This window comes from Sphingobium sp. GW456-12-10-14-TSB1 (assembly GCF_059424385.1).
This window is the reverse complement of the sequence record NZ_JBWKZI010000003.1, coordinates 52107-64953: the sequence shown is the minus strand read 5'-3', so window position 1 is coordinate 64953 and position 12847 is coordinate 52107. Positions and strand designations below refer to the sequence as shown.

Below are 12847 nucleotides of genomic sequence, written 5' to 3'. Positions count from 1 at the left end.
CATGGCAATTCGCTGGCCTTTGGTCATCCGCCGGACGCACAAGTGGCTGGCCCTGATCGTCGGCGTCCAGGTTCTGCTCTGGACGCTGACCGGCTTCTATATGGTGGCCGTCCATATCGACATCATCCATGGCGACGATCTGGTCCGCCCACCGGTCGTCGCCCCCATCGACCTTGCGAGCTTCGTCCCGCCGGCGCGGATTGTTCAATCGGCTCCCGACGCGTCCGAGATCCGCCTGCAACGGTTCATGGATCAGCCCGTCTGGCGCGCGCAAACCTCGGGTGGTCCAAGACTCTTCGATGCAGGTTCGGGACAGCCCATCCCCGATTTGAGCGAGGCACAAATCCGCGCCGCCGCTCGGCGCATCTACAGCGGCACCGGGGACATCGTCGCAGCCCGGCTGCTGACGACGGCGCCACTGGAAATGCAGGCGCGCAAGCCTCCCTATTGGCAGGTCGAATTCGATGCCTGGAACCGGCCAACCCTGTATCTCTCTCCGCAGACCGGTGAGCTGATCTCGCGCCGCCATGCGCTGTGGCGCGTGTTCGATTTCGCGTGGATGCTGCACATCATGGACTATGACGATCGCTCCGACGTCAACAATCCGCTGCTGCGCGTGGCGACCTGGAGTGCCCTTGCCATGGCGCTGGCCGGGGCTTGGCTGCTGCTTTGGTCGTTCCCGCGGCGCAGGAAGAAGAAGGCATGAAGAAAATCCGGTTCACCCCGCTCTTTTTTCGGCGCATCCACAAATGGGTCGGCCTGATCCTGGGCGTGCAGTTTCTCCTTTGGGCTCTGAGCGGCTCGATGATGGCCTTGCTCGATCAGGAGAAGGTCGGCGGACACAGTGCGCAGGCCAGCCATCAGCACGCCCTACCTGCCGGTGACTATATTGCGCCGGCAAAGCTCGCTCTTGATGGTCCCGTGCTCGGCATCGCCTTGCGGTCCCTTGCCACACGCCCCGTCTACGAGCTTCGATCCACCACGGGCACGCGGCTAATCGACGCGACGAGCGGCGCCCCGGTTCGGGTCGACGAGCAGGTCGCGCGCGACGTCGCGACGATGGTGAATGAAGCACCGATCCGCAAGGCAACGTTGCTCGCCGAACCGAATGTGGAAGCGCGCGAGCACGAAGGCACCATGTGGCGACTGGATTTCGCGGACGCAGAGAACAGCAGCGCCTACATCTCCGCCGACACCGGCCGATTCCTGGTCATGCGCGGCGACACATGGCGCACCTGGGATTTCTTCTGGATGCTCCACAATATGGACTATGTGAACCGCACCAGCTTCAATCACCCGCTGATCGTCTTCGTTGCGTTCGGTACTTTGTGGCTGTCGGGGACGGGCTTCTACCTGCTGTTTAAGAGCTTCAGTCGCGCCGACGTGCGATGGTTGCGGCGCAGGCGCAAATCGGCCGTCAAGTTGGGCGCGGGCTGATCGCTAGGTCCCAACAGAAAAAGCCGCCGATAGCTCGAACCGATTGCCCGGGTGCGTGAGCCAAGCGTGCGATACGAGACGTCCGCGACTCCAGGTTCTGCGCGTCATCATTAGCACTGGTTCTCCTTCAGCGAGGCCCAGCATTGTTCGCATGGCTGTATCCGGCATCGCCGCGCACACCCGGTGCTCTACTCGCTCGAGCGGGGCAACACGTGTCAGATATTCATTCGGCGTCGAGGCGCTGAAATCCCTCTCTCCGTAGCGTGGCGCAGCAGATGCCAGCACAAAGCGCTCCTCGACCTGAATTGGGAATTCGGTCTCGTGATGGACGATAAGCGAATGGAAGAGGCGCGTGCCCAAGCCGACTTCCAGCAGAGCTGCCCTTTCCGCATCAGCCCGTATCTCGATATTATAAATGACGCGCGCGCGATAGGCGTGGCCCCTGCCGCGCACCTCCTCCGCGATGTTGCGGATCTCGATCAGCTGCCCGATCGGCCGGGGCTCGGCGACAAAGCTGCCCCGCCCCGCCCGCCGTACCACGACACCGGCCGATTGCAGTTCCCGCAACGCCCGGTTTGCGGTCATGCGCGAGACTTTGAACGTCTCGACGAGCTCGGCCTCTGACGGCGTCTGGTCGCCGGGCTTCAGGCGACCTTCCCGGATGTCCTCGAAAATGCTGTCTTTGATCGCCACATAGCGAGGTTGCTTCTCCGCACCGGCAGCGTCGACCGCGGGTTCGCCCACAGAAGCAGCTTTCGTCCGGGGAGCGGATGCGCGGCTATGGGGGCGAGCGGGAGCATGCATCAAATGACTATACAGGTGGGGGCGAGCAAGTCCCAGTCATTCAAACAGGAAATCACCAGCGAGAGCCGAGGCGTGCGTGATCAATGCCGCGCGAAGACCTTCTGGCCCGAACTGCCGAACGACACCACCGCATAGGGTTGGCGGGCGGCGCCTGCCACTTCCATGCCCTCCGAGCCGATCGGCATCCCCGCCACCGCAATGCCTCTGACGCCTACGGGACGGGTTGCCAGCAGGCGCTTGATATCGGCGACCGGGACATGGCCCTCGATCAGATAGCCATCAACCATCGCGCTGTGGCAGGATGCCAGCGTGCCCGGCATGCCGGCCCTCCGCTGAAGCGCCCCGCGCGACGCATCGTCGCGCATGACGACCGTGCGGCCCAGCTTCGCGCGAAGCGCCTGGGCCCACTTCTCACAGCATCCACAACCCGGGTCCCGGTGGACGACGACATCATTCGCCGCAAGCGCTGCGCCGGGCAGGGCGAGGAACAGCAAGGCGGCAGAAAGACGGGTCTTCATGAACGGCTCCCGGAAGCATGCGATAGGGTTCCTAATGATCTATACGCATTGATGCCCCCTACCCCTCATCACGCTGAAGATTTCACGATGGCGCGCGGCCTCCAGGCGAGCGGCAAGGACACAAGCAGCGCCAGCGACAGACCACCAATCCCCCACAAGACTAAGTGCTGCGCCCCGGGAGCGACGACGGCGATCGCCAGCGGCGCGAGCGCCTGCCCGATGCTGGCGGCGGAATGCTGGAGACCGAGCTTCAGACCCGAAGGGGCTGCCGCACCGCTGATCCAGAAGCTGGTGACCAATCGAAGGGTTGCCGAGCTCCAGCCGGCAGCAACGATGATCCCACTGAGTTCGGCCATGCTCGCGGCGACAGGGAACAGGAAGAGCGCCGCAGCCAGCAGGCCGAGCGTCAGCCCCGCAAGCCGCCTCGGCATGGTCACCAGCCAATCGAGCCTCGCATGGAAGATCTGTGCTGCCAGCATGCCCAATCCGCAGAGACTGAGCATCCAGGCGATCTCTTCGCGGCTCAGCGAAATGACGCTCCGCGTCACCAGGAGATTGACATGCATCGCCGCCAGCCCGCCGCCCGCGACGATCGTGACGAAAAGCAGGATCAGCGTCGCGCCGAGCGTCGGCGCGGGCAGGTCTCCGCCATCGATGCAAGGTGCACACCAGCGCGGCAGACGCACGGCGCAAAGCGCCGCCCCGACGGCACCGATGCCGAAAGCGAGGATCATGAGGGGAGCGCGGGGCAGGATCGCGGCCGAGACCTCCGCCACCAGCGGACCGGCGAGATCGCCCAGAAACAAGAAGGCGGTCAGCCAGGTGAAGCGCCGCGCCTGGTCCGCGCGCTCGTTTGCGGCAAAGCTCGCGCAGAGCAAGCCCAACGGTATGATGGCGGCCGACGCCATCCCCGCCACCAGGCGCAATGCATAAAGCTCAGGCAGCCCGACGAGGCCGATCGGCGCGGTCACCAGGGCGAGGATGACCAGCGCTGCGCGCAACATCGCCCGATAGTCGACCCGGTCCGCGATCCAGCCCCAGAGCGGCGCCGCCAGCAAGGCTGCCAGGGGATGGACCGCGGTCAGGCTCGCGACATGAAAATCATGAGCGCTTGACGATAGCGCGCCACGAGCCGGGTCGACCAGTGCCGGAAGGAAGGCGAGAATGGCCGTCTGTCCCGCCGACGCCGCAGCCGCCGCGAGCAACAAGACGAAAAAGGAGGCCGGCCAGCGACCGTTGGCTTGCGATCCAGCCTTGTCACGCGGCGCGTTCGCGGTCGACCCCTCGAGTGGCCATCCGCGGATCACCACCAGGCGCGCAAGCCGATCACCAGCCTGTGTTCGGAAGGCCCTTCCCCGCGCAGGCGACGGAAATCGGCCGTGCCGTCAAATGCGCGCTCCCAGACGAAGCCGATATAGGGCGCGAACTTGCGCGACACCTCGTAGCGCAACCGTCCGCTCAGCTCGACATTGCTGAAGCCGCTGCCGAGCTGCCGATCGCTCGACCGCTTCGAATAGATATTGGTCTCCACCTGCGGCGTAAGGATCAACCGATTGGTGAACAAGACCTCATAGGACGCCTTGGCGCGCGCCGCGAGACGCCCATCGGTTCCTACATAGCCGGTGAGCTGGACGTCGAACCAATAGGGCGCCAGTCCCTCGACGCCGGCGGCCAGCCAGGTGGTCGCACCCTTGCCGAGATCCTGCCTGACCCCGAGCAGCGTGCCCCAGAACGGGTTCTTGCTGTGCCACCACAGCGCCTCGACGCTGCTCTCCGGATCGAGACGTTGGTCGCGGGAGTTCTTGAGCCCCTGGCTGCGCAGCCAGAGCTTGTCATTGTCCTGACCCTTGGTGACGAGCACGGTCCAGCCCACGCCCTGACCCTCGTTGCCGCTGGTGAACTCAAGCTCATCGACAAGTATCTTGGGGATTGAGAGCTTGTCGGCCATCTCATAGCCCGGCAGCGTCGAGTTGCGGTAGCCGTCGGCATAATCGTCCGAGTTGCGCGCGTCCGGCGGGGCCTGGCCGCCCTGCATCGAGCCCATGTCCATCGTGGCGCCGTTACCGGACGCCTTCGTGTCGGTCATATCCATGCCCGGCATGTCCATGCCCGCATGGTCCTGAGAGCCTTGCGCGGAAGGGGTGTGCTGAGCGGGAGTGGCCGTTTGGGCAGGGGTGGCGGCGGGCGACGGGGGCGAGGCATCCTGCGCGAGGGCGGGAGCCGTGATCGCCGGCGCCAGGAAGAGGGCAGCGCCAAGAGCGATGCCGCGCGAGGGGAAAATCCGGATCATGCGACCACCACCTCCCGGAACATGCCGGCCGCCATGTGATAGAGCAGATGGCAGTGGAAGGCCCATCGGCCCATGGCGTCGGCGGTGACGCGGAAGCTCACCCGCTGGGCGGGCTGGACCACGACCGTATGCTTGCGGACCTGGAAGGCGCCGTCCGGGCCTTCGACATCGCTCCACATGCCGTGCAGATGCATCGGATGCGCCATCATCGTGTCGTTGACGAAGGTGACGCGCAGCCGCTCGTTTGGCTTGAAATGAAGCGGCCTGGAATCGTTGAGCTTGATGCCGTCGAGCGACCAGATGAACCGTTCCATATTGCCCGTCAGATGCAGCTCGATGTCGCGCTCGGGCTCGCGCGGGTCGGGATCGCCGCCCGGCGTGCGCAGATCGGCCAGCGTCAGCACGCGCCAGCCGCGCCCGCGCAGCCCGGCGCCGGGATCGTCGAGATTGGTGCGCGGATAGTCGACGCGCATGTCGGTATTGGCGCCATATTCGGTGCGGGCGTGCCGTGCCCTGGCCGGCATCTCGGTCATGCCGTGCCCGGCATGCGCGTCGCCTCCCATTGCGCCCATCGTCGCCATCGCGCCCATCATGTCGACCGGCTCGAGCCAGGTCCGGGCATCGAGCGGCGGCACGGCTGCCGCCATGCCCGGGGCCGGTGCGATCGTGCCACGCGCATAGCCGCTCCGATCGATCGCCTGCGCGAAGATGGTGCGGGCGCCGCCCTCGGGCATGGTGAACTCGACGTCGTAGGTCTCGCCCGGGCCGATCCGGAATTCCTCGACCGTGACCGGCTCGACCGGCTGCCCGTCGGTCGATACGACCGTCAGCTCGACCCCGGGGATCCGCACGTCGAAGAACGTCGCCGTCCCCGCGCCGACGAAGCGCAGGCGCACGCGCTCGCCGGGCGCGGCGATACCGGTCCAGTTGCCGGCGGGCGGCGCGCCGTTCATCAGATAGGTGTAGGTCGCGGCAGAGACATCGCTGTAGTCGGTCGGGTTCATCCGCGAGCTGTTCCACATCCGCCGCCGCTCGAGCGCCTTGCCCAAGCCCATGGTGCCGACATCCTTGAGGAAATCGCCGGCGGTCGGCTGCGCAAAATTATAGTAGCTGCTCTGCTTCTTGAGATTGAGGAAGATCTGCAGCGGCGGCTCGTCCGACCAGTCGCTGAGCACGATGCAATAGTCGCGATCGGGCGCCCGCGCCGTCGGCACCTGTTTTGGCTCCACGATGATCGCTCCATAGAGTCCCGTCTGCTCGGCGAGCGTGTGAGCGTGATACCAGTAGGTTCCGCTCTGGCGGACCTCGAAGCGATAGGTGAAGGTCTCGCCCGGCGCGATGCCGGCAAAGCTGATGCCGGGCACGCCGTCCATCTCCGCCGGCACGATGATGCCGTGCCAATGGATGCTCGACATCTCCTTGAGGCCGTTGCGTACGCGCAGCGTGACCGTGTCGCCTTCGCGCAGGCGCAGGACCGGCGCGGGCACGCTGCCGTTCACGGCGGTCGCGATACGGCGTTTGCCGGTGAAGTTGACCGGCAGCTCGGCGATCTCGAGGTCGAACTCGGTCCCGCTCAGCTCAGCGGGCAAGGTTGGTGCGGATCGCGCGAGAAGCGCCGGGGCGAAACCGGCGACCGCGCCGCCGATCGCCAGCCCCTGGACGAAACGGCGCCGCGCGATCGGCCGGATATGTAAGGGAGACATGAACTGTACTTTCGCGAAGTCGGCTTCAGGCGAGGTCGAGGACGATCCGGCCCTCGATGTCGCCATGATGCATGCGGGAGAAGACGTCGTTGATGTTCTCCAGCTTGTCTGCATGGACCGTGGCCTTGACCTTGCCCTCGCCGGCGAACGCCAGTGCCTCGAGCAGATCGAGCCGCGTGCCGACGATCGAGCCGCGCACGGTAATGCCGTTCAGCACGGTGTCGAAGATCGACAACGGGAAGTCGCCCGGCGGCAGGCCGTTGAGCGCGACCGTGCCGCCGCGCCGGACCATGCCGAGCGCCTGCTGGAACGCCTTGGGCGAAACGGCGGTCACCAGCGCCCCGTGCGCGCCGCCAATGGCTTTCTTGAGCGCTGCCGAAGGGTCCTCGTTGCGCGCGTTGACCGTCAGTGTGGCGCCAAGGCGTGTAGCGAGGTCGAGCTTGCTATCGTCGATGTCGACCGCGGCCACATTGAGACCCATGGCTCGGGCATATTGCACCGCCATGTGGCCGAGCCCGCCAATGCCGGAGACGACCACCCACTCGCCGGGTCGGGCCTCGGTGGCCTTCAATCCCTTGTAGACGGTGACGCCCGCGCAGAGGATCGGCGCAATGTCGAGGAAGTCGACATTGTCGGGAAGGTGACCAACATAGTTGGGATCGGCGAGGACATATTCGGCAAAGCTGCCATTGACCGAATAGCCGGTGTTCTGCTGTTCGTGGCAAAGCGTCTCCCAGCCACCCAGGCAATGCACGCAGTGCCCGCAGGCGGTGTAGAGCCAGGGCACACCGACCCGGTCGCCTTCCTTCACATGGGTGACGCCGGCACCAACGGCGGCGACATGCCCGACGCCCTCATGGCCAGGAATGAAGGGCGGGTTGGGCTTGACCGGCCAGTCCCCTTCTGCCGCGTGCAGGTCGGTATGGCACACGCCGGTTGCCGCAATCTTGACCAGGACCTGCCCGGGGCCGACCGTCGGGATCGGCGCGTCCTCGATGACCAGGGGCTTGCCAAATTCGCGGACGACCGCCGCCTTCATGGTTTTCGCCATGTCCGTTTCTCCTTTTAAGCGGGGGGTCAGAATAGGCCGAGCGCGTGCTCGTCATAGGAGACGAGCAGATTCTTGGTCTGCTGATAATGATCGAGCATCATCCGGTGGTTTTCACGCCCGAAGCCCGATGCCTTGTATCCGCCGAAGGCGGCATGGGCGGGGTACTGATGATAGCAGTTGGTCCAGACCCGCCCGGCCTCGATCGCGCGGCCGAGCCGGTAGGCGGTGTTGCCGCTCCGGGTCCAGACGCCCGCGCCAAGACCGTAGGCGGTGTCATTGGCAAGTGCGATCGCCTCCTCGACCGTCTTGAACGTGGTGACCGACAGGACGGGACCGAAGATCTCCTCCTGGAAGATGCGCATGTGGTTCTGACCCACGAACACGGTCGGCTGCACGAAATAGCCCTGGTCGAGCGCACCGCCCGGCAGCGCCCTGGCGCCACCGACCAGACACTGCGCGCCCTCGGCCTTGCCGATATCGATATAGCCCAGGATCTTGTGGAGCTGGTCCTCCGACGCCTGCGCGCCGACCTGGACCGACGGGTCGAGCGGATCGCCCTGGCGGATCGCGGCGACGCGCGCCACGGCGCGCTCGATGAAGCGGTCGAAGATCGACTCATGGATCAGGGCGCGCGACGGGCAGGTACAGACCTCGCCCTTGTTGAAGGCGAACAAAGTAAAGCCTTCGAGCGCCTTGTCGAAGAAGGCATCGTCCTCGTCGAGCACGTCCGCCATGAAGATGTTGGGCGACTTGCCGCCAAGCTCCATCGTCTGGGGGATCAGATGGTCCGCCGCGGCGTGCATGATCTGCTTGCCGGTGACGGTCTCGCCGGTGAACGAGACCTTGGCGATGCGCGGATTGGCGGCGATCGCCTGGCCAACGGTCCGTCCCGGGCCGGTAACGACATTGAGCACGCCGGGCGGCAGGATGTCGGCGGTGAGCTCGGCGAACATCAGCAAGGTGAGCGGCGTCTGGGATGCGGGTTTGATGACGGTGCAGTTGCCCGCCGCCAGCGCCGGGGCGATCTTCCACGCCGCCATCAGCAGCGGGAAGTTCCACGGGATGATCTGGCCGACGACGCCGAGCGGCTCGCGGAAATGATAGGCGATGGTGTCCGCATCGATCGTCGAGATGCCGCCTTCCTCCGCCCGGATGCAGCCGGCGAAGTAGCGGAAATGGTCGATCGCGAGCGGCACGTCGGCAGCGCGCGTCTCGCGGATCGGCTTGCCATTGTCGATCGTCTCGGCAAGTGCCAGCAACTCCAGATTGTCTTCGAGCCGGTCGGCGACGCGATTGAGAATCCTGGCGCGTTCGGCGGGCGCGATCCTTGCCCATTGATCCTTGGCGGCGTGCGCCGCATCGAGCGCGCGCTCGACATCTTCCGGCGTCGACAGCGCGAACTCTGCGATCTGGGCGCCATTGATCGGGCTCGTGTCGGCGAAATACTCGCCGCCCGCAGGAGCGCTCCAGCGGCCTCCGATGAAATTATCATAGCGGTGTCGGAAGGAGGCCGCCGCGTTAATGGTCCCGATCGCCTTCTCGAACATAACCTGACTCCATCTCTATCGATGGCCTGACGGAGTAATCTCTTTGCCCGGGTGGCCTATAAGTAAGTTCCGCAGAAGGTAGTCTGGTATCGGGGTCGCGGGCTTGAGGGTCAGACACGCCAACAGAGCCGATGACTATTCATCGACTCCTGAACGTATTCGCGCACGCCTGATCGGAATTATGCCGAGACAGGCGTTACTCGGCCGAGTCTTCTTTTGGCGAGGGCGGCGCTTGGCATTCCAATTCTGGCGTTACGCCCGGACGCGCTTTAGGCTCACCCAATCGCCTTTCTGAAGCGTCCCGTCCCTCACGCGGAAATGAGCATAATGGTCGTCGAAAATCTGGTCGACTTCGACATGACCGACAAGACGGCGGTGGCGCGGCGTTGCGTGATAGACTTCGAGTATCTGCCCGATGTGCGCGCCATCGGCCTTACCCAGGCAGGCCACTGTGCCGCCCGCATCCATACGGACGATCTTGCCGCGCATGAACAAGCTATGGCCGATACCCTGTGCGAGGAGCGGCGTGCTGCCAAAGAGCAGAAAGCCAACAGCAGCACCGACGCCAAGATGTTTTCGCATCGCTGTTTCCTCTGTCAAGTCAGACGCTCGGACCCGGTTTTGAAAGCTGGGAGCACGGGGCGACGCTGGGCATCGTCAAAGAACTGGCCCGCCGCGGGGGAACGGCGGGCCCTCAGCCCCTGGGGTCTGTTCTCGGGGCTGGAAACCTCACATGTCGCTCATCGGCTTGTCGGCCATGGGCTTGGCGGTCTTCTTCTTCGCCGCCGGCTTGGCCTTCTTCATCGGCATCTTGCAGCAGCCACTCTTCGCCTTACCGGCCATGCCCGAGCCGTTCGATGCTGGCGACCCGCCGGACATGCCGGCCATCCCCGACATGCCCTGTTGATCCTGCTGGGCCGGTTGCCCCTGCTGCTTCTGCGCGCCGGCCTGATGATCCTTCATCATCTGATCGTGCATCTGCTGCCCGCCATGATCCATGCCCTGCTGGTGGGCATGGGCCGGCGCAGCCTGCGCGGGCGCGGGCGTCGACTGGGCGAGAGCGGTGCCGGCGGCGAAGGTTAGCGTCGCGAAGAGGCTGACGGGCGCCGCGAGAAATGTCGTCTGTCGCATTGAGGGTCTCCGAGTGTTCTTCCTGTTGCCCGATCGACGTTCCGATCCCGGCAATTCCGAAGCTTCAATGCTGCTAGCGAGACGCTGTCTGTATACGTAAGTTACGAATCGAAATCCGATCGGCCGTGTGCCTGCTGGAGCAGGCGCGTAAAATGATGATCCGGGATCGATCAAAAATGTGACCCGGCCTGGTTTTCTCGTCCTGAGACCGGCCAGAAAAGCGATTGGCCCGCCGTGGGAACGGCGGACCAAGGCTTCGGTTGAAAGCGGCCATGATCTTGTCCGTCAACCTTGTCGTCTGATGGAATGATGGCAGGGTCAGCAACCACCGTCCGACCTGTGTGACATGCCGGAGGCGCCGTCCTGGTCCTGCGAATCCCGCATCGCCATTCGATGGCCCTGCATCATCTGGCCGTGCATCTGCTCCTTACCGTGAGCCATGCCCTGCATGTGGGCAGGATCGGGCTGGGCAGGCGCCGGCCTGGCCTTGAGGGTCTCCTCAAGATCGGGCATGCCCGGCGGCATCCCGTCCGCCAGCACCGGTCCGGCACTGACGGCGAGGAAGCCGAGAGCTGCGAGCGAAGCGATCATTGCCGTCTTCTTGCGCAAGTATCCATTCCTTCAAGTCTGGGTTTCCCGTTCGATCGAGCATATGCCCGGTCGATTGTCGCCCCTTCCGGAGCTTGCCCGTGAAATGGTGTCACCTTCCGCCTTGCTGTATACGTAATGTGCGAAGTCCGTCTCTGAGATGGCCATAAATTATCGCACTGGCATCGTTGTTGTGCCGATGTGTAACTATGGTTCGGACTCGAGAGCAGGACAGGTCGGCAACAGTGAATAATCCATGGCGGCCAGCAGACGCTCGAGAGGAATAGTGGCAAAAGTGGTGAAGCTGTCAGCAATGGCATAAGGCAGTACCAGCACCCGATTATGTACCATCGCGCCGCAGCTGTAGGCTACGTTTGGCACATAACCTTCGCGCTCATCCATGTCCGACCGCAAAAGCGGTAGCTTCGTCCGCGCCAGCAGCTTCGAGGGATCGTCACGGTCCAGCAGGCACGCCCCGATGCAATAGTTCCGAACGGCGCCGACTCCATGAGTTACGACCAGCCAGCCTTCGTCGATCTCGATCGGCGATCCGCAATTACCGATCTGGACAAACTCCCAAGGCCAGCGAGGTTCGATGGCTTTCGCTCCGCCACTCCAGTCGTGAATGTCCGCGGACGTCAGGAACCAGATATTTTCGTTATCCTCGCGCCCAAGCATGGCAAAGTGCCCGGCAATGCGTCGGGGGAAAAGCGCCATGCCCTTGCTACCGGTGGCATCCCCACGCAGCGGTCTGAGTTCGAATGTCCGGAAGTCCGGCGTGGACAACAACTCCTGCCGGACGGACTGGCCGCTAAATGCCGTATATGTACCGAAATAGGTGGCTCGGCCATCGTCGTCCAGGAAGCGGACCAAGCGAAGGTCTTCGATGCCACCACGCTGGCTGGGGGTTGTCGGAAAGATCACGATCTCCGAGAGATCGTGGCTGCCATCGCACTTGATCCGAATGCCCGCGTCCGGCCCGTCCTCGCCGGAGATGTTTTCAGTCTCCAGCACGAGCGGCATGGGGCTCGGAGGATTGATTGCTATGGTTCCGTCCGCGGCGCAAAACCCGGTGCGAAAGGTGACGGAGGAGATATGCCCCTCGCCCACGCCTCGCAGGGAAAGAATGAATCGGAGAGAGTTTTCAGGTACAGCAGACTGATCAGGATGCAGGACGATGCTCGGATTGAAAAGCGCTGCTGCCTCATAGGAATATTCGTTGCAAAAATGGGCACCGATCAAGAGCGCCTGTTCATGGGTGACCTCGCAATCACAGACGATGATGCCATCAACCTCGTGGAACCGCCGCAAAAACAGGGACGGAACCTCACGATGCCTTCCCGAGAAATCATCAAGAATGCGTTGCAACTCATCGTGGAGCGATGCTGGGTCGAGCGCCAGGACGCGGTCGGCGATGCGCTGCGCACGTGGCTGATCCGGTACCGCATATTTATAGGTTTCCGTCGACGGCATATAGGGTCTGATCACTACCCTTGCTGGATTGGGGCGGAGCAATTCGGGTAGCCGGTTGACAAATTCGGCGGTTGACACTGACTTCTCCAATACAGATCGACCGTGGAGCGTTCACGCAATCGTAAAGATGGTGCTCGGCATTACCCGACTATCGGGTGGCGGCACGGAAGGCTCCGGCGATGGCGGGTGCGATGATTTCCGCCGTTGCCGGATACTCGGACTTTGTGCCACGTGCCATGATCGCTGTCCTGGCGTAGTTGTCGGACACACAAGCTGTGACCGGGGGCTCTGGCCTGAACGTGACT

The 12847-nt window shown here is 64.0% G+C and carries 13 protein-coding genes; 2 read left to right on the top strand and 11 right to left on the bottom strand.

From position 1 onward, the window contains the following. Nucleotide 1 precedes the first annotated feature (1 nt). Both AC07X9_RS22750 and AC07X9_RS22745 read left to right on the top strand, forming a co-directional pair. Nucleotides 2–706 (top strand): PepSY domain-containing protein, encoded by a 705-nt coding sequence (locus AC07X9_RS22750; RefSeq protein ID WP_015449260.1) that lies wholly within the window; start codon nucleotides 2–4, stop codon nucleotides 704–706. Further along, nucleotides 703–1437 carry a PepSY domain-containing protein gene (locus tag AC07X9_RS22745; protein ID WP_004213137.1) on the top strand — a complete coding sequence of 245 codons (735 nt, stop codon included), beginning with the start codon at nucleotides 703–705 and terminating at the stop codon, nucleotides 1435–1437. Before AC07X9_RS22750 ends, AC07X9_RS22745 begins: the two co-directional genes overlap by 4 nt. Nucleotides 1438–1440: 3 nt before the next feature. On the opposite strand, the gene hutC is transcribed toward AC07X9_RS22745, so the two are convergent. The 11 genes from hutC to AC07X9_RS22690 form a co-directional block, all read right to left on the bottom strand. After that, the gene (gene hutC, locus AC07X9_RS22740) at nucleotides 1441–2130 is read right to left on the bottom strand and encodes a histidine utilization transcriptional repressor HutC (protein ID WP_230588639.1); all 690 of its coding nucleotides are present in this window, start codon (nucleotides 2128–2130) and stop codon (nucleotides 1441–1443) included. A 191-nt stretch (nucleotides 2131–2321) separates the two neighbouring features. Continuing rightward, a complete protein-coding gene (locus AC07X9_RS22735) occupies nucleotides 2322–2759 on the bottom strand; it encodes a DUF411 domain-containing protein (protein WP_004213035.1) in 438 nt (145 codons plus the stop codon). Between the two features lie 68 nt (nucleotides 2760–2827). Next, the gene (locus AC07X9_RS22730) at nucleotides 2828–4069 is read right to left on the bottom strand and encodes an MFS transporter (protein WP_015449261.1); all 1242 of its coding nucleotides are present in this window, start codon (nucleotides 4067–4069) and stop codon (nucleotides 2828–2830) included. Further along, nucleotides 4063–5049, bottom strand: a complete 987-nt coding sequence (locus tag AC07X9_RS22725; RefSeq protein WP_015449262.1) for a copper resistance protein B — start codon at nucleotides 5047–5049, stop codon at nucleotides 4063–4065. Before AC07X9_RS22725 ends, AC07X9_RS22730 begins: the two co-directional genes overlap by 7 nt. After that, nucleotides 5046–6752, bottom strand: coding sequence for a copper resistance system multicopper oxidase (locus AC07X9_RS22720; protein WP_015449263.1), 1707 nt, complete (start codon nucleotides 6750–6752; stop codon nucleotides 5046–5048). Before AC07X9_RS22720 ends, AC07X9_RS22725 begins: the two co-directional genes overlap by 4 nt. 25 nt (nucleotides 6753–6777) lie before the next feature. Then, entirely contained in the window at nucleotides 6778–7803 is a 1026-nt protein-coding gene (adhP, locus tag AC07X9_RS22715; protein WP_004212676.1) for an alcohol dehydrogenase AdhP, read from the bottom strand. 26 nt (nucleotides 7804–7829) lie between these two features. Then, nucleotides 7830–9350 carry an aldehyde dehydrogenase family protein gene (locus tag AC07X9_RS22710; RefSeq protein WP_015449264.1) on the bottom strand — a complete coding sequence of 507 codons (1521 nt, stop codon included), beginning with the start codon at nucleotides 9348–9350 and terminating at the stop codon, nucleotides 7830–7832. 252 nt (nucleotides 9351–9602) lie between these two features. Then, nucleotides 9603–9932, bottom strand: a complete 330-nt coding sequence (locus AC07X9_RS22705; protein ID WP_004212674.1) for a hypothetical protein — start codon at nucleotides 9930–9932, stop codon at nucleotides 9603–9605. Nucleotides 9933–10079: 147 nt separating this feature from the next. Continuing rightward, nucleotides 10080–10481, bottom strand: a complete 402-nt coding sequence (locus tag AC07X9_RS22700; protein WP_015449265.1) for a hypothetical protein — start codon at nucleotides 10479–10481, stop codon at nucleotides 10080–10082. 318 nt (nucleotides 10482–10799) lie between these two features. After that, on the bottom strand, nucleotides 10800–11090 hold the full coding sequence (locus tag AC07X9_RS22695) for a hypothetical protein (RefSeq protein ID WP_007406388.1): 291 nt from the start codon (nucleotides 11088–11090) through the stop codon (nucleotides 10800–10802). 186 nt (nucleotides 11091–11276) lie between these two features. Beyond that, nucleotides 11277–12620, bottom strand: a complete 1344-nt coding sequence (locus AC07X9_RS22690; protein WP_441347659.1) for a glycoside hydrolase family 130 protein — start codon at nucleotides 12618–12620, stop codon at nucleotides 11277–11279. Nucleotides 12621–12847 lie beyond the last annotated feature (227 nt).

Bases quoted from the DNA above. Each gene is read 5' to 3' on its own strand.
- AC07X9_RS22750 (WP_015449260.1), top strand. From the start codon at position 2: ATGGCAATTCGCTGGCCTTTGGTCATCCGCCGGACGCACAAGTGGCTG.
- AC07X9_RS22745 (WP_004213137.1), top strand. From the start codon at position 703: ATGAAGAAAATCCGGTTCACCCCGCTCTTTTTTCGGCGCATCCACAAA.
- AC07X9_RS22735 (WP_004213035.1), bottom strand. From the start codon at position 2,759: ATGAAGACCCGTCTTTCTGCCGCCTTGCTGTTCCTCGCCCTGCCCGGC.
- AC07X9_RS22725 (WP_015449262.1), bottom strand. From the start codon at position 5,049: ATGATCCGGATTTTCCCCTCGCGCGGCATCGCTCTTGGCGCTGCCCTC.
- AC07X9_RS22720 (WP_015449263.1), bottom strand. From the start codon at position 6,752: ATGTCTCCCTTACATATCCGGCCGATCGCGCGGCGCCGTTTCGTCCAG.
- adhP (WP_004212676.1), bottom strand. From the start codon at position 7,803: ATGGCGAAAACCATGAAGGCGGCGGTCGTCCGCGAATTTGGCAAGCCC.
- AC07X9_RS22710 (WP_015449264.1), bottom strand. From the start codon at position 9,350: ATGTTCGAGAAGGCGATCGGGACCATTAACGCGGCGGCCTCCTTCCGA.
- AC07X9_RS22705 (WP_004212674.1), bottom strand. From the start codon at position 9,932: ATGCGAAAACATCTTGGCGTCGGTGCTGCTGTTGGCTTTCTGCTCTTT.
- AC07X9_RS22700 (WP_015449265.1), bottom strand. From the start codon at position 10,481: ATGCGACAGACGACATTTCTCGCGGCGCCCGTCAGCCTCTTCGCGACG.